The sequence below is a fragment of the Segatella copri genome, assembly GCF_002224675.1.
In the GTDB taxonomy this organism is placed as follows: domain Bacteria; phylum Bacteroidota; class Bacteroidia; order Bacteroidales; family Bacteroidaceae; genus Prevotella; species Prevotella copri_U.
In genome coordinates, this window is record NZ_NMPZ01000027.1 from 17,823 (window position 1) to 34,248 (window position 16,426).

Annotated in this window: 13 protein-coding genes; 3 read left to right on the forward strand and 10 right to left on the reverse strand. The window is 46.8% G+C overall.

Annotation, left to right across the window (positions count from 1 at the left end; genetic code table 11):
• Positions 1-9: 9 nt before the first annotated feature.
• Together CFT61_RS13520 and CFT61_RS13525 are read left to right on the forward strand one after the other, a co-directional pair.
• Complete coding sequence (locus tag CFT61_RS13520) at positions 10-2,829, forward strand: M16 family metallopeptidase (protein ID WP_089544937.1); 2,820 nt, start codon at positions 10-12, stop codon at positions 2,827-2,829.
• A 641-nt stretch (positions 2,830-3,470) separates the two neighbouring features.
• Complete coding sequence (locus tag CFT61_RS13525; protein WP_089544938.1) at positions 3,471-4,334, forward strand: DUF4923 family protein; 864 nt, start codon at positions 3,471-3,473, stop codon at positions 4,332-4,334.
• Positions 4,335-4,675: 341 nt separating this feature from the next.
• Here CFT61_RS13525 and CFT61_RS13530 read toward each other — a convergent pair whose 3' ends face one another.
• The 9 genes from CFT61_RS13530 to CFT61_RS13570 form a co-directional block, all read right to left on the reverse strand.
• Entirely contained in the window at positions 4,676-5,422 is a 747-nt protein-coding gene (locus CFT61_RS13530) for a peptidylprolyl isomerase (protein WP_089544939.1), read from the reverse strand.
• A 75-nt stretch (positions 5,423-5,497) separates the two neighbouring features.
• A complete protein-coding gene (locus tag CFT61_RS13535) occupies positions 5,498-5,869 on the reverse strand; it encodes a hypothetical protein (RefSeq protein WP_089544940.1) in 372 nt (123 codons plus the stop codon).
• A 72-nt stretch (positions 5,870-5,941) separates the two neighbouring features.
• Complete coding sequence (locus CFT61_RS13540) at positions 5,942-6,796, reverse strand: HAD family hydrolase (RefSeq protein ID WP_089544941.1); 855 nt, start codon at positions 6,794-6,796, stop codon at positions 5,942-5,944.
• A gap of 226 nt (positions 6,797-7,022) precedes the next feature.
• Complete coding sequence (dnaK, locus tag CFT61_RS13545; RefSeq protein WP_089544942.1) at positions 7,023-8,930, reverse strand: molecular chaperone DnaK; 1,908 nt, start codon at positions 8,928-8,930, stop codon at positions 7,023-7,025.
• Positions 8,931-9,296: 366 nt separating this feature from the next.
• A complete protein-coding gene (gene recA, locus CFT61_RS13550; RefSeq protein WP_089544943.1) occupies positions 9,297-10,328 on the reverse strand; it encodes a recombinase RecA in 1,032 nt (343 codons plus the stop codon).
• 20 nt (positions 10,329-10,348) lie between these two features.
• On the reverse strand, positions 10,349-11,590 hold the full coding sequence (locus CFT61_RS13555; protein WP_006848470.1) for a saccharopine dehydrogenase family protein: 1,242 nt from the start codon (positions 11,588-11,590) through the stop codon (positions 10,349-10,351).
• Between the two features lie 42 nt (positions 11,591-11,632).
• Positions 11,633-12,241 carry a DUF6621 family protein gene (locus CFT61_RS13560; RefSeq protein WP_089544944.1) on the reverse strand — a complete coding sequence of 203 codons (609 nt, stop codon included), beginning with the start codon at positions 12,239-12,241 and terminating at the stop codon, positions 11,633-11,635.
• A gap of 269 nt (positions 12,242-12,510) precedes the next feature.
• Positions 12,511-12,891 (reverse strand): fluoride efflux transporter CrcB, encoded by a 381-nt coding sequence (crcB, locus tag CFT61_RS13565; RefSeq protein ID WP_089544945.1) that lies wholly within the window; start codon positions 12,889-12,891, stop codon positions 12,511-12,513.
• A gap of 57 nt (positions 12,892-12,948) precedes the next feature.
• Entirely contained in the window at positions 12,949-14,538 is a 1,590-nt protein-coding gene (locus tag CFT61_RS13570) for an ATP-binding protein (protein WP_089544959.1), read from the reverse strand.
• A gap of 190 nt (positions 14,539-14,728) precedes the next feature.
• Here CFT61_RS13570 and CFT61_RS13575 point away from each other — a divergent pair, with 190 nt between their 5' ends.
• Positions 14,729-15,352 (forward strand): vWA domain-containing protein, encoded by a 624-nt coding sequence (locus tag CFT61_RS13575; RefSeq protein ID WP_089544946.1) that lies wholly within the window; start codon positions 14,729-14,731, stop codon positions 15,350-15,352.
• A gap of 172 nt (positions 15,353-15,524) precedes the next feature.
• Here CFT61_RS13575 and CFT61_RS13580 read toward each other — a convergent pair whose 3' ends face one another.
• On the reverse strand, positions 15,525-16,337 hold the full coding sequence (locus tag CFT61_RS13580) for a hypothetical protein (protein ID WP_089544960.1): 813 nt from the start codon (positions 16,335-16,337) through the stop codon (positions 15,525-15,527).
• Positions 16,338-16,426 lie beyond the last annotated feature (89 nt).

A 16,426-nucleotide genomic window follows, 5' to 3' on the forward strand; every position in this document is an offset into this window, starting at 1 on the left:
CAATAGCAGATGAAACTAAGAAAGATTTTTGCAGCGTTTCTGCTGTGTTTATCTGTGGGAAGTGCGATGGCACAGATGCCAGCCATTCCTGTGGACAAGAATGTGAAGATTGGTCATCTCGACAATGGATTGACTTACTACATTCGTCACAACAGTTATCCTGAGCATGTAGCCAGCTTCTACATTGCCCAGAAAGTGGGTTCTATCAATGAGAACGATGATCAGCGCGGTTTGGCTCACCTCCTTGAGCACCTCGCCTTCAACGGTACCGATCACTTCAAGGGTAATTCCCTCCAGGATTACCTGCAGAGCATCGGTGTGGAGTATGGTAGAAATCTCAATGCCTATACTAGCGTAGAGAAAACCGTATATTACTTCACCGATGTACCTACCACCCGCCCTACAGCCGTAGATTCATGTATGCTCATCCTCAAGGATTGGAGCAACGGCATCTCTCTTACCGAGGAAGCCATCAATGACGAGCGCGACGTGGTACACAATGAGTACCGTATGCGCATCGTGGGTCAGCAGCGCATGATAGAGCGCTCATTGCCAAAACTCTATCAGAACAACAAGTATGGCTACCGTTTCCCTATCGGATTGATGAGCGTCATCGACGGTTGCAAGCCGGAAACCCTGCGTGCTTACTACCGCAAGTGGTATCGCCCTGACAATCAGGCAATCATCATCGTGGGTGATGTAGATGTCAACCATATCGAGAGCAAGATCAAGGAGCTCTTCTCGGGCATCAAGGTGCCTGCCAATGCCGCTAAGATAGAGCCGGTGGAAGTAGCCGATAATGATACTGCCATCTACGTAATCGACAAGGACAAGGAGCAGCAGTATGATATCTTCAATATCTTCATGAAGCATCCAGCCATCCCTAATGCGATGAAGGGCGACATGAGCTATCTCATGAAGGGATACATGGACAATGTGGTTACCTCTATGCTGGGTGCACGCTATGCCGAGATTGCCCAGGAAGCTGACTGCCCATTCCTTCAGGCAGGTGCCGACGACGGCGACTTCCTGCTCTCTTCTACCAAGGGTGCCTTCAGTCTTATCGGTGTGGCAAAGCCAGGTAAGGTAAAGGAGGCTTATGCAGCCGTATTGCGCGAGGCAAAGCGCATGCACGACTTCGGATTCACCGCCACTGAGTATCAGCGTGCCAAGGAGGAGTTCCTGAGCCAGGTAGATAAGACACTTGCCAACAAGGATAAGATGAAGAACGAGCAGTTTACCACCCAGTATGTGGATAACTTCATCTCCAACGAGCCAATCCCATCGGTAGAGGACGAGAGTCAGATCTACAAGATGGTAGTACCTCAGCTGCCATTGGAGGCCATCAATGCCTATGCCAAGCAGCTGGTTTGCCAGAGCGATACCAACCTGGTATCGATGGTGCTGATGCGCGAGGCAGAGGGTGCCGTTTATCCTACCGAGAAGGAGCTTGCCGATATCGTGAAGCAGGTGCGCTCTGAGAAGCTGGAGGCATACGTGGACAACGTGAAGCAGGAGCCGCTGATGGCTCAGTTGCCTAAGCCAGGCAAGATTAAGAAGACCGTAGAGAACAAGCAGCTGGGTTACAAGCAGCTTACCCTTTCCAACGGTGCCAAGGTGGTATTGAAGAAGACCGATTTCAAGGATAATGAGATTCTCTTCTCTGCCAATGCCAAGGTGGGTTATTCTGCTCTCGAGAAGAGCGATTACCCTAGCATCATGCTGATGACCGAGGCTTGGGGTACCAGCGGTTTGGGAGATTTCTCAAGCACCGAGCTTGAAAAGGCGCTCGCAGGCAAGCAGGCAGGTGTAGGTTTCTCCATCAATCCTTACAGCCATGGCCTTTCCGGTAATTCTACTCCTAAGGACGTGGAGACCCTGATGCAGCTCATCTATCTCAAGATGACCGCATTGAGCAAGGATGAGAAGTCGTTCAAGAATCTTCAGAATACCTATGCTACCATATTGGCCAACCAGAGCAACAATCCTAACATGGTATATCAGGATTCATTGCAGAGCACCCTTTACCTGGGCAGCAAGATTGGCCGCATTCCTACTTCTGATGAGATCAAGGCCATTAGCTACGATCGCCTGATGGCACTTGCCAAGGAGTATTACGGCAATGCCAAGGACTTCACCTTCTACTTCGTGGGCAACTACGATGAGAAGACCCTCCTTCCACTCATTGAGCAGTATATCGCCAGCTTGCCAAACAATGGCTTCAAGCTGAAGAACAAGGAGATTCCATACGCCAAGGGCGAGGTGAAGAACAACTTTACCAAGGCGATGTCTAATCCTCAAACCCAGGCATCAGAGATATGGAGCACCAAGTTGCCATTCTCTATGCAGAATATGGTACTGGCAGATGTAACCTCACGCTTGCTGGAGATGCAGTATCTGCGCACCATCCGTGAGCAGTTGAGTGCAGCTTACCATGCAGGAGCCACCTTCGGCATGCTCCGCGATTTCGACGACAAGGCAGCCATCAGTATCACCGCCAATGCCGGCTTGAATCCGGAGAAGGCTGATACCGCCATCACCTATTTCTTCAAGGGTGTAGAAGAGGTAGAGAAGCAGGTAGATGCTGCCGACTTGCAGAAGGTGAAGGAGATTCTCCTGAAGCAGGCAGGTGTAGATGAGAAGAACAATGCCTACTGGCTCGGCGTTCTTGCCAACTATACAGGTCTCGGTTTCGATAACCATACCGGCTACAAGGAGTTTGTGAAGAACCTCCGTGGCGAGCAGGTTTCCGACTTCCTCAAGAATGTACTCATGAAGAGCGGCAACCATGTCGAGGTAATCATGAAGGCTGAGAAGAGCCAGGAATAATATCCCCCCGCTGGGATATCATTCCGATCAGCATAGAAATCCAAAAAGTCCCGTTGAACGATTTTACTCGCCAACGGGACTTTTTGCCTTTTTTTCTCTTTGTGGTATCAAAGAGTCATTCTGAAAATAATCTTTTTACGTAATTTCCTTTCTCTCTTACGTAATTTTCCTCAAGAGCACTCTCTTGCGAAAGTTACCCTTAATCATTCTTCTTCGCCTTAGAAGCAAGAGCCTCACGGCGATCGTTGAGAATCTCCTGGCACTTGTTCAATGCCATATTCTCGCTCATTGTGTTGACCTTAATTAAATCATTCATAACCTATTGTGATTTGTTAACGGTGCAAAGATAGGGCTTTCTTATCATATTCGGGTACACTTTTTGATAAATTTATGCTAATAATCGTTCTTTTTTGATGTACGTCAAAAAAATGAAACATTTATACCTTTTTCTGAACGATATTTGAACCTTTCGCCATCTCTTTCGTCTAAGAAAATAGCAAATAATGATGAAAAGTGAGTTTTTTCTTTGTTATTTGCGGAAAAAGTGCGAACTTTGCAGCGAAAAAGGAAAATGCTGCATCATATATGCAGGATGCATTTTTAAAACGAAAGTTACAATTATAATAAATAGAAAGTAAAAAATGAGAAAGGTATTTTTAATGGCTGCCCTGGTGCTTGCCAGCACTTCCGGCAGCAATGTATGCGCAATGAATGAAGCTGTTCAGGAGGCTTCACTTTCTGAATTGATGCCTGTGAAGAAAACAACTAAAAAGACATCGAAGAAGAAAACAACTACCAAGAAAACAACAGCCAAGAAGACCACTTCTTCATCTACTGCAACATCTTCAGCTGCGGCATCTACTCCTACCACATCTACTTCTACTTCGGCTACCACCAATAGCGGTTATTCTGCAGGAAGCGTAGTGGCAGGCGTATTAGGCGGTTTGCTGGGAGGCGGCACTACTACCGGCAGCAGCTCTACCGGCAGCAGCATCATCAATGGCATTCTGAACAATGTGATAGGTTCAGCCACCTTCTCGCAGGCAGATCTCTGCGCCCATACCTGGAAGTACAGCAAGCCGGGTTGCGCCTTCACCTCAGAGAACCTGCTGGCAAAGGCTGGCGGCGAGATTGCTGCCAGCAAGATAGAGGAGGATCTGAGCAAGTACTACAGTAAGTTCGGCTTCAGCAAGAGCAATACCTACTTTACCTTCAAGACCGATGGCACCTTTGCTGCCAAGATCGACGGCAAGTCATGGAACGGCATCTATACCTTCGATGAGAAGACGCATGCCATCCAGCTGAAGGGTTTGCTGTTGAGTGCTTCGGGTTTTGCCACCCGCACTGCCAATGGCATCAGCCTGCTCTTCGAGCAGAAGAAGCTGCTCACCCTGGTCAAGACCCTGAGCAAGCTGAATCTTACCGGTAGCACTACGATGAGTGCCGTGAGCAGCATTGTGGATAACTACGATGGCGTGCGCATTGGCTTCGAGATGACGAAGTAAGATTGATTGCAATAAAAGATTTAAGGTTTTAGAAGAACGAGTATTTCTTGTACTCTTAATTTAAAACTATATTCAGCACTTTTGAACCTATGTTCAGAAGTGCTGAACTTGTATTCCGCAGTGTTGAACTTAAGTTCAACACTGCGGAACATAACTTTCTCTGTGGATTACAAACATTGACACAGTGAAGAATCTAATATTTCCTAGTGAGATAAAAATGTTGTATTCGAAGTTTCTATTTCACCTCAACCTGGAGAGGAGTCTTCAATGCATCCAGGTAATCCTTGATGCGAATCTGCCATTATACCATACGGTCATCTTGTTGAAGCTACTTAAAGCCTTTACTCCTCTATAATGGAAATCTCCATGCTGATATCCTCCTTAGGGCGGTCACCACGCATGGTTTCGCAGTTCTGAATCTTCTCTACTACGTCAAGACCTTCCTCTACCTCACCGAAAACGGTGTACTGGTTGTCGAGGAATGGGGTGCCGCCCACCTCGGTGTAAGCCTTCTGCTGCTCCTCGGTAAACTTAGGGTAACCCTGCTCCTTGCAGCGCTTCTTGGTTTCATCCACCAGCTCATCCTGGAGCTTCATCAAACCCTCACGGTCGCGGTTGCGGCGGAAGTTCATGATTTCATCATGGTGCTCCTTGGCAAGCTGGTTGAAGATGTTCTGTTCCATCTGCATGCCCATCTGCTTCTCCATCTGCTTCAGCTCGTTCTGCTTGTAGGTCTTTCCCCAGACGATATAGAATTGGCTGCCGCTGCTCTCACGCTCAGGGTTCACCTCGTCGCCCAGACGGGCAGCGCTCAAGGCACCGCGCTTGTGGAAGAGCTGTGGATAAACAAACTCGGCTGGGATGGTGTAATCAGGTCCGCCCGTGCCCAGCATCTTGCCCTTTGGAGCGCCCTTGCTGTCAGGGTCGCCGCCCTGGATCATGAAATCCTTGATGACACGGTGGAAGAGAGTGCCATCGAAATATCCCTCCTTTGCCAACTTCAGGAAGTTGTCACGATGCTGAGGAGTCTCGTCGTAGAGGCGCACCTTGATGTCGCCCTCTGAAGTCTTGATCAATACTTTAGCCATATTTCTTTTTTTGTTTCTATCTTATTTATAATTCAATAAATCCTCGGAATCTCCTTCGGAATTCGATTCTAACATTTATTTTTCTTTAGAACTTTCCCATTCGTTCCACTGCTTCATTGCCTCCTGCCAGTCGGTTTGCTCACCGCTGGCGATGGCATCCTTCTGCTTCTCAGCCTCATCACGTGCCTTGTCTCTTGCACGTTTCGCCTTCATGGCTTCGATGGTGGCATCGTCGAGAATCTGGATGGCGCCACGCTTGATGGCATCCTGCAGTTCCTCCTCGCCGAAAGCCTTGCCCGGCTCATTGAAGTCAGAGATGTTGAATTCATAATCCACGCGAAGGTCGTGGCGTATCAATTTCTGTTGCAAACGGTTGCCGGCATTCTTCAGGTGCAGCAACTTTCCGATTTCCTTGATTTCTCCTGCTGAGTATTTGTTTCTTCCCATTAATTATTTATTAATATTATATTTCTTTCTTTTTCTTTCCTGCGTTTCGGCGTTTCAGCTATATTTCCGCCTCTACTTCCACGCCTTCTTCTGGTTCACCTCTATCAATCTGTCGAATTCGAAATCCGCCTTGATCTTATCCAAAATTCGCTTCACGATGATGTTCATCACGCCGCCCCTGCTGTAATTAGCCGTACACATAAAGTTGGCACGGCCTTCCCTTACCAGCTGGCACGCCATCGCCTCCTTCTCGGGCGTGTTATATACGGCGATGGCATGGCCGCCGTGCTCCTTCACCATCTTCATGCAGGGCACATCGGTTTCTCCATCCCCGAAATAAATCATTCGCGGAAAAGGGATAGGGCGCTTGTTATCAGGAATATACTGGTTCACCCTGCTGTTGTCGCTCACCTGACGGATGCCCTTGTTGATCTTGAAGAGAAACTGCGTCTTCGTGGTATAATCCACGGCTACGGCTGGCCAGTAGGCGATGCCATCCTCATTATAGAGAAACGAGCAGGCATAGATGTTCTCGAATTCCTGAGCGATGGGTGTGCCCTCTATCATCTCCTTCAATCCCGAGGAGTTGATATAGTGCTTGATATCGAGGCCGATGCTTGCACCATATTCGTTGATGAACGAGAACCATTGCCTTACGCCACGGAAGAGTTCCACATTCCTGCCGAAGCTCTGGAAGGATTCGCGGGTGAGTGAGATATGATTCTTCTTCGCTTCATCCAGCATCATATACATATAGGTAAGAATGCCGTTGGCATCCTTGCCCACGGCAAGCTTCCGGTTTTTATCCCAGAATTCCTCCTTCGTCTTTCCGGTTGCCTGGATGAATCCAAACTCCTGCATATTGCCGGGAGATAATGTCCCGTCAAAATCATAAACCAGTGCTACCTGCGGTCTTTTCTTTGCCATATCCCGTTTCCTTTCCTTCTTTTACTAGAACTTGTCTTTTTCTTCTCTTGCTGGAACTTCCGCCCCTTCATAACCTGCAAATATACATATTTTTCTGCGATTAATCCATAAGCAGATATATAAAAAAACATAAAGACACGAAAAAAGGCGTGTAAAACTCATTTTCAGAGCCTTACACGCCTTTGATCTTTATGCTAATCTAATAACTTCTCTATGATGAGAGAGATTACTTAACCTCCTCGAAATCTGCGTCTTGTACATCCTGAGCGCCATCGTTAGCACCCTGCTGTGCCTGCTGGCCGCCCTGTGCACCCTGAGGACCTGCCTGCTGGCCGCCCTGGTACATCTGCTGAGAAGCTGCCTGCATTACGGTGTTCAAGTTGTTGATAGCTGAATCGATGGCTGCAACATCACCTGCCTTGTGAGCATCCTTCAACTGCTGCAATGCCTGCTCGATGCCTGGCTTCTTGTCTGCAGGAATCTTATCACCGTTATCCTTCAGGAAGTTCTCGGTGGTGAAGATCATGCTGTCTGCCTGGTTCATCTTGTCGATCTTCTCGCGCTCAGCCTTATCAGCAGCAGCGTTCTGCTCTGCTTCAGCCTTCATGCGGTTGATCTCGTCCTCGCTCAAGCCAGATGAAGCTTCGATGCGGATGCTCTGCTCCTTACCGGTAGCCTTATCCTTAGCTGATACGTTCAAGATACCGTTGGCATCGATATCGAAGGTAACCTCAATCTGAGGAACACCACGGCGAGCTGGAGCGATACCTGTCAGGTTGAACTGACCGATGCTCTTGTTCTGAGCTGCCATTGGGCGCTCACCCTGCAATACGTGGATGGTAACCTCTGTCTGGTTATCAGCTGCTGTAGAGAATACCTCGCTCTTCTTGCAAGGGATGGTAGAGTTAGCATCGATGAGCTTGGTCATTACACCACCCATGGTCTCGATACCGAGAGTCAATGGAGTAACGTCGAGCAATACGATGTCGCCAACACCCTCTTCCTTGTTCAGGATGGCACCCTGGATAGCTGCACCTACTGCTACTACCTCATCTGGGTTTACGCCCTTAGAAGGCTCCTTGCCGAAGTAGTTCTTAACGAGTGTCTGAACGGCTGGGATACGGCTTGAACCACCAACCAGGATAACCTCGTCGATATCTGATGTAGAGAGCTTAGCGTCACGAACGGCATTCTGGCAAGGTACGAGACAAGCCTGAATCAGGTTGTGAGCCAACTGCTCGAACTGTGCACGGGTCAAAGTCTTAACCAAGTGCTTTGGCATACCGTCAACTGCTGTGATGTATGGCAAGTTGATTTCGGTAGATGTAGAGCTAGACAACTCAATCTTAGCCTTCTCAGCTGCCTCCTTCAAGCGCTGCATAGCCATAGGATCCTTGCGGAGATCTACGCCTTCCTCTGCCTTGAAACCATCAGCCAACCAGTTGATGATTACCTGGTCGAAGTCATCACCACCCAGGTGAGTATCACCATTGGTAGAAAGTACCTCGAATACGCCGCCACCGAACTCCAGGATAGAGATATCGAATGTACCACCACCCAAGTCGAATACGGCAATCTTCATATCCTTGTTAGCCTTGTCAACACCGTAAGCCAAAGCTGCGGCTGTAGGCTCATTTACGATACGCTGAACGTTCAAACCTGCAATCTGACCAGCCTCCTTAGTTGCCTGACGCTGAGAGTCAGAGAAGTAAGCAGGAACTGTGATGACAGCATCTGTAACCTCCTGTCCGAGATAATCCTCTGCAGTCTTCTTCATCTTCTGGAGAACCATTGCAGAAATCTCCTGTGGAGTATATTTGCGACCCTCGATTTCAACACGTGGATAACCACCCTCGTTTACCACTGTGTAAGGCATTGCCTCAGCTTCCTTCTGGCTCTGAGCGTATGTCTCACCCATGAAACGCTTGATAGAATATACAGTGTTCTTAGGGTTTGTGATGGCCTGACGCTTAGCAGGATCACCTACCTTGCGGTCACCATCCTTAACGAAACCTACTACTGATGGAGTAGTACGCTTACCTTCACTGTTAGCGATTACAACTGGTTCGCTACCTTCGAAAACGGCAACACAACTGTTTGTGGTACCCAAGTCAATTCCAATTACTTTTCCCATGATTATATCTTTTTTTTATTTTTTCGTTATTAATATGTTATTTATCTCATGAATCGCTGCCTTCGGGGAAGTCTGCCGAAGATATGCATCTATCGGGAACCTCCTGAACTCAGCGTTCACGCTTTCTAACTAACAAAGCGTGTGCCAATGGATTTTTTTCTGGATTTGGCTGTTTGTTTTCTGTGTTTTCCTGATTTCGGCTGACAAGCTGTCAGTCAGGTACTGACAAAATAAAAGGAATCAAGATAAAAGAAGCGATAAAATGTCGCATTCCTCATATCTTGATTCCTATTTCGTTTTTAGGGAACTCTTTCTTCCAGATAATGTCCCTATATATAATAAGGTGTAACTTACCTTATCTGAGTTTTACTTCTGATCCTTGGCAGCGAGTGCTTCACGAACCTTTGCCTCCAGCTCGTCGAGAAGCTCAGGATTATCCTTGAGCAATGCCTTGCAGGCATCTGCACCCTGTCCGAGCTTTGAACCGCCGTAGCTGTACCAGCTGCCGCTCTTGTCGATGATGCCGTTGGCTACTGCCAAACCGAATACCTCGCCGGCACGGCTGATACCTTCGCCGAACATAATGTCGAATTCCGCCTTGCGGAAAGGAGGAGCCACCTTGTTCTTCACTACCTTCACGCGAACCAGATTACCTACCACATCCTCGCCGTCCTTGATGGCTGTTGCCTTGCGGATGTCCAGGCGAACTGATGCATAGAACTTCAAGGCGTTACCACCGGTAGTTGTCTCAGGGTTGCCGAACATCACACCGATCTTCTCGCGCAACTGGTTGATGAAGATGCAGGTAGTGTTGGTCTTGCTGATGGTAGAAGTGAGCTTGCGGAGTGCCTGGCTCATCAATCGTGCCTGAAGACCTACCACGTTATCGCCCATGTCGCCCTCGATTTCCTTCTTAGGAGTCAGGGCAGCTACAGAGTCAACTACCACGATATCTACGGCAGCAGAGCTGATCAGCTGATCGGCAATCTGCAATGCCTGCTCACCATTGTCAGGCTGTGAAATCCACAGGTTATCCACATCCACGCCCAGCTTGGCAGCATAGAAGCGGTCGAAAGCATGCTCGGCATCGATGAAGGCAGCAATACCGCCAGCCTTCTGAGCCTCTGCGATGGCATGGATGGCCAATGTTGTCTTACCAGAAGATTCAGGACCATAGATTTCGATGATACGTCCCCTTGGATAACCGCCTACGCCCAATGCATTGTCGAGAGCGATACTGCCCGTAGGAATTACCTCGATATTCTCGACGTGCTCATCGCCGAGCTTCATGATAGAGCCCTTGCCGAAGTCTTTCTCAATCTTCGCCATGGCTGCCTGGAGGGCTTTCAGTTTTCCCTCGTTGGGGGTCAGTTTGCCCTCTTCTATCTCTTTTGCCATATTCTTTTCATGTTTAAAGTTTAATCAATCTCCAAATCGCCATCAAACACCTCGTGCCATGGCAATCCCTGCTTGTTCAACTGCTCCATGAATGGATCTGGGTCGAACTCCTCTACGTTCCATACGCCTGGCTTCTTCCAGATACCCTTCAGGAACATCATCGCACCAATCATGGCTGGCACACCAGTGGTGTAGCTTACGCCCTGCATGCCTGTCTCGTTGTAAGCCTCCTGGTGCTTGCAGTTGTTATATACGTAGTAGGTACGTTCCTTGCCATCCTTCTTACCACGGATGCGGCAACCGATGGATGTCTCGCCATCATAGTTCTCGCCGAGATCCTGTGGGTTAGGCAATACTGCCTTGAGGAACTGCAATGGAACAATCTTCACCTTGGCTGTCTTGCCTGAGCCATCTGCCAATGGAGCCTCGTATTCGATTTCGTCGATGCGGCTCATGCCGAGGTTCTGGATGCAATCAAGGTAAGTGAGATACTGCTGACCGAAGGTCATCCAGAAGCGTGCCTCCTTGATGGTAGGGTAGTTCTTCACCAGGCTCTCCAACTCCTCGTGGTGCATCAGATAGCTCTCGCGAGGGCCGATGTTAGGGTAGGTGAGTGGCTTGTGGATAGACAGAGGGTCGGTTTCAATCCATTCGCCATCCTTGTACCAGAGTCCCTTCTGGGTAATCTCGCGGATATTGATTTCTGGGTTGAAGTTGGTTGCGAAAGCCTTGTGATGGTTTCCGGCGTTGCAATCCACGATATCGAGCACCTCAATCTCATCGAAGTGATGCTTGGCAGCATAAGCGGTGAAGATGCCGGATACACCTGGGTCGAAACCGCAGCCGAGGATAGCGCAGAGACCTGCCTGCTCGAACTTATCCTTGTAAGCCCACTGCCAAGAGTACTCGAAGTGAGCCTCGTCCTTTGGCTCATAGTTGGCGGTATCCATATAGTTGCAACCGCAAGCCAGACAGGCATCCATGATGGTGAGGTCCTGGTAAGGCAAAGCGAGGTTGATGACAAGCTCAGGCTTATAGCTATTAAAGAGAGCCTTCAACTGCTCAACGTCGTCGGCATCCACCTCAGCCGTCTGAATATCCATCTTGTAGCCCTTGGCGTGGATATCCTTAACCAGCTTATCGCATTTTTCCTTGCGACGGCTAGCAATCATAAACTCGGTGAAAACGTCCTGGTTCTGGACAATCTTGAAGGCAGCCACGGTAGCCACGCCACCAGCGCCAATCATAAGTACTCTACTCATTTATAATCTTGTTTTTTATTATTATGTTTATTATTTTAATGTTTATTTTATCTCCTTTGCCGAGATTCCGAGGGCGTTCATCAGCGAGTAACCCAGAATCTCCTGTCGGAAGTTTCCTCCCGGCATGGGTTGCATGGCGAAGAGGGTGATGCGCTTGTCGTCATCCTCCACCTTGCGAAGCATATCTCTCAGCTGGTCGTAGGCATCTCCATCTTCCGAGTTCGGAATCACCATCACCCTTTTCACCTCCTTGGTGTTGCATACGGTGCGTGCCACTTCTACGAGGAATTCATCCTTTCCCACCATCTTCTCCTCGGTAGGATAAGAGGCAAATATGAATTCTCCCAGCTTATCATCCTTGAAAGCCTGGGCGTTGAGATCCTTCTCATAGTTGGAAGGGCGGAAATTCTTCATTGCTATGGATTTCTTATCATGGATAAGTACCACTTGCGTTTCGTGCTCACCCTCTCTGAGACCTCCGTCGAGGGCAATGCACACTGCCCATTGTGCCATGTCAGCTGGCTGGATGCGTCGGTTGATCATTCGCTCGAAGTTGACAGTCAGGTCGAAAGCCACTTTGTCGATATAATCGGCATCAGCGATGATCACATTCTCGCTCCATTTTATATTGTTTGTATCTAATGTATTCATTGGTGCAAAAATTAAGCAAACGAGTACAATGAAAGCTGCTTTCAAATTGTCGAGTGCAGATTATTTTCTGCAAATTTACGAATAAATTTCGTAATTAAGGCATTTTGAAAATATAAAATAATAAAAAAGATAGAATTTTCATCATTTCTTCATCTGATGGAATCCTATCTTCTGTATTTTATGCGATAATCCGGGTTCTTCTTCTTTCTGTTCTCCGGTCTTCTTTCTCGGCAATCCGGGTTCTTCTTCTTTCTGTTTTCTGAAGTGTTTTATGCGATAATCTTCGCCAGATAGTGCCCGGCGAGCACGGCGACGAGTCCCAGTGCCAGGCTTCCGAAGAGATAGAGCATCATATAGAGGTAATTTTCCTCCTTCATCAATCCCGCCCCCTCGTTCATGAAGGTAGAGAAGGTGGTGAATCCTCCGCAGAACCCCGTGGTGAGCAGCAGTTTGGCAGATGGCGACATCCATCCCCCTTCCCTCCAGTTCAATCCCGAGAGAAACCCGATGATGAGGCATCCTGCCACATTCACCGCCATTGTTCCGAAAGGAAAGGCAATCACCGTGCAGGATTGCACCATCTTTGAAATCCAATATCTCATGCCGCCCCCGAAGAAGCTGCCGATGCTTACTATCAATATTTCTTTCATCTCCTTATCTCCTTATATAATAAATATGTGATTTATAAAATGCAATCGGAGAGAGATTCAGTTCTCTCCCCAATCATCTATTGTTCCTGTTTTTGATGAGAAACTGCATCCTATCTTGAATATCTTTCTCTTATCTGATAAATATTCCCGAGCATATCCCATATCTTCGATTTGCTGGAGTGCTTCTCTTGCGCTTCCATCCCTCTTAAACTCAAATATATAAATGTATAGAGGAGTTTCTATGATGCAATCTACTCTTCCTTCGCTCTGTTCTTTTTCAATGAAGATGGTATAGGAGCTGATCATCCTCAATACCAGATAGAATGTATATTGGAAATAACGCTCCTTCTCACGTTCATCATCTTTTCTTCGTTGGGAATAAGGGATGCTGGCAAAGAAAGAAACCATCAGCTGATGCAGCTTTTTGCATTCTCCCTTTCCCAATGCTTCGATTACCTGTAGAACCCAGGAATCTGGTGAAACCTTTGGCTTCAGATAATCTGCTGCCAGCAAACTGATGAATCCCCTTCTAACTTCATCGTTCGGAAAATCCAACAGATAGGAATTGGTATTCCTTGACCATCCCTTGATAGTCAGATATCCGCTTTGATATATCATTGGCAAAGGACGCTCTACGGTGGCCTTGTAATCGTCGAAATCCTTGGTGGGATAATATTTCCCCACCAGTTCGTTGATGTTTTCATCGCTATGAGCTAGCAGGCGAACCAGATAGGTGGGCGAACCCGTTTTGAACCAATAGTCATCGATGAGCATTTCCTTGAAGGCGCGCAAGATACTGAAAGGATTATATACGCCTCGCATCCTGCGGCTGAAATGGTAACCATCAAACTGGCGTTTCAGTTTTATCTGTATTTCTTCCTTTGAAACATCATATTCCTCGGCCATTTCTGTGATTTGCTGCGCAAAGGTTGATTGCAACTCGTCTTCAGTGATGCCGAGAAGCGTATCGAAGTGGGCAGAAAGGCTGATATCTTCGGGTTGGTTGAAACCGCTGAATACGCTTACTTGCGAAAATTTGGTAACTCCCGTAAGCAGAACGAATTGCAGGTCTTTATCGGCAGCCTTGAATACACTGTAGAAACCTTTCAGAATTTCCCGATGCCTATCTTCCAACAGCCGCTCGTTGCCATCTGCATCGGTTGTTTTCAGTGTAGAATCCAATACGTCTAGCAGAGGCTTGTCGTATTCATCAATAAGGACAACGGCGCGAAGTCCTGTTTTTTCGTGGGCATTTCTCAGTACGCCAATGAATCTGTCGCCGAGGGTGGAAGCAAAGGGGGCCTTGCCGTAGATGGCTTCCTGCGATTCAACGAAATCAATCAGCGTCTTCTCCAGCTGACCTGCTTGTGTGAAATCCTTGCCGTTGAAGTCAAGGTGGAATACCGCATATTGCTTCCAGTCGGTTTCCAGATTATCAATGGCTAAGCCCTTGAACAAATCTTTTCTGCCTTGAAAATAGCATTCCAGTGTAGATACGAGAAGTGACTTTCCAAATCGTCTGGGACGACTCAGAAAGTAAATCTTGCCATTTTCTACCATATCATAAATCATCTGAGTCTTATCTATATAAAGATATCCTTCTGTGATGATTTTCTCAAAGCTCTGTATGCCTATCGGATATTTCATATTGCCCATACTCTTGTTTCTTATTTTCTGCAAAATTACAAAAAATAACGATACAAGCAAATTTTTTATGTACCTTTTCTTAATTTTTCCCTCTATTCTTTCTTTAAAGGGATAAATAGAAGCAGGGAAGATTCCTCTTCTTACAGATAAGATTATGTTGAACAATTAAAATTAATAGGAGAAACAAGTTATGAAACGGGTATTCAATCTTTTGGTAGTGGATGAGAGTGGCAGCATGAGTATTATCGAGCGCCAGGCACTGGTGGGCATCAACGAGACCCTGACCACGATTCAGAAAATGCAGAAGACGCATAAGAACATGGAGCAGCGTGTAACGCTCATCACCTTCGACAGCACCCACAAGAATCTGTTCTATGATAATGTGTCTGCCCGCCATGCCAACCCTTTGAAATCAAGGGATTACAACCCATGTGGCGGTACCCCTCTTTATGATGCCATAGGCATGGGTATTGCCAAGATCAACGCCCTGACCACCGAGGACGACAGCGTATTGGTAACCATCATTACGGATGGTGAGGAGAACTGCAGCGAGGAGTATGATTTGAAGATGATCAAGAACCTCATTGAGAAGCTGAAGAAACAGAACTGGACCTTTACCTTCATCGGCACCGATGATCTTGATGTAGAGAGTATTGCTCAGAATATGGGCATTGACAATCACCTCCAGTTCTCGGAAGATGAGGCTGGCACCAAGGCGATGTTTGCAAGAGAAAACAGAGCCCGAGAGCGCTACAACAAGTGCCGTGCGATGGATTGCAAGATGGAAGCTGGGAGTTACTTTGAGGAGAAATAAAGAATGGACCTCAGTATAAGCAGAGAATTACCTGCAAGCGAGTAAACTAAATAAAATGGGAATAGCAAAAGCTGCATGATAAATCGTGCTGCTTTTGCTATTTTTTTATATCAATCCTCTTTTCTTGAATTCTTCAATCATTGCCAATATAGCTCTTGTTGCCATATTTTTATTATTTTATAATTTCAACTTCTGTTGTTAAAGTTCGTGTGCCACCAGCCTTTAGTTCTGGTGTGTTTATTCGGATGTCGCAATCTATGACATAAACCACTCCATCAATGCCACGAAAAACATTCTCGTTGTGCATATCACTTAGGTATATACCTGGTGTGGAGTATGTCCAATTTCTTGGATTCACCAGTTTAAATCCAATACGTTCCGTATATTCTTCAATATCTTCTTCGGGCATTTGGTTACCTTGAAAGAAAGTTTGGGTAACAATAATCATAAAGTCGCCCATAGAGTTTCTACCGAATCCCAATACAAACATCTTGGTTTGTTCAAAGTAAGCATTGTGTAACGAAATTCTGTCCAAAGCAAAAATTGGCTGTATGAAATAGTCAAGGCCGATTACTTTTAGTACAGAATTACCGTTATCATATACAATAGCTTCACCACCTTGCGCTAATTTTTCGCCCAAGGTTTGGTTGTAGACGCTAGTGTCATCTACCCAGCATCCTTCCTTTTTCGCCCAGCTTTCTATGCGTTTTTCTTGGATCTTTCCAAGTTGCTGTTCTCTTTTGAAACTGTGTTCTGGCGCAGTGAGTTGATTTGCGCCAACTTCTGCTCCCGCGAGTAAGGATGCAATAACATGTATTGTTCCCCCTTTAACGCAGCCAAGCTGCTCTGACGGTGAAAATCGTTTATATAAGATCTTTCCAGTACTGAATTGTTCTGCATAATCATCTAATTTTGCTAGACCTTCAGATGTAAATCCTTCATTGATTATGTCGCTGATGGACATCCAAAAATCATGATTCGTCATAATTACTTGTTTTAATTGCCACAAAAATACGGTTTTTCTTCGATAACACCAAATTTTTGTGGCATTATTTTGCATGTTACATCTTTTTG

Excerpts from the sequence above, each read along its gene's own strand:
- CFT61_RS13535 (WP_089544940.1), bottom strand. The coding sequence starts at position 5,869 with ATGGGAAGAAACAAATACTCAGCAGGAGAAATCAAGGAAATCGGAAAG.
- dnaK (WP_089544942.1), bottom strand. The coding sequence starts at position 8,930 with ATGGGAAAAGTAATTGGAATTGACTTGGGTACCACAAACAGTTGTGTT.
- CFT61_RS13540 (WP_089544941.1), bottom strand. The coding sequence starts at position 6,796 with ATGGCAAAGAAAAGACCGCAGGTAGCACTGGTTTATGATTTTGACGGG.
- recA (WP_089544943.1), bottom strand. The coding sequence starts at position 10,328 with ATGGCAAAAGAGATAGAAGAGGGCAAACTGACCCCCAACGAGGGAAAA.
- CFT61_RS13570 (WP_089544959.1), bottom strand. The coding sequence starts at position 14,538 with ATGAAATATCCGATAGGCATACAGAGCTTTGAGAAAATCATCACAGAA.
- CFT61_RS13580 (WP_089544960.1), bottom strand. The coding sequence starts at position 16,337 with ATGACGAATCATGATTTTTGGATGTCCATCAGCGACATAATCAATGAA.
- CFT61_RS13520 (WP_089544937.1), top strand. The coding sequence starts at position 10 with ATGAAACTAAGAAAGATTTTTGCAGCGTTTCTGCTGTGTTTATCTGTG.
- CFT61_RS13525 (WP_089544938.1), top strand. The coding sequence starts at position 3,471 with ATGAGAAAGGTATTTTTAATGGCTGCCCTGGTGCTTGCCAGCACTTCC.
- CFT61_RS13530 (WP_089544939.1), bottom strand. The coding sequence starts at position 5,422 with ATGGCTAAAGTATTGATCAAGACTTCAGAGGGCGACATCAAGGTGCGC.
- CFT61_RS13555 (WP_006848470.1), bottom strand. The coding sequence starts at position 11,590 with ATGAGTAGAGTACTTATGATTGGCGCTGGTGGCGTGGCTACCGTGGCT.
- CFT61_RS13560 (WP_089544944.1), bottom strand. The coding sequence starts at position 12,241 with ATGAATACATTAGATACAAACAATATAAAATGGAGCGAGAATGTGATC.
- CFT61_RS13575 (WP_089544946.1), top strand. The coding sequence starts at position 14,729 with ATGAAACGGGTATTCAATCTTTTGGTAGTGGATGAGAGTGGCAGCATG.
- crcB (WP_089544945.1), bottom strand. The coding sequence starts at position 12,891 with ATGAAAGAAATATTGATAGTAAGCATCGGCAGCTTCTTCGGGGGCGGC.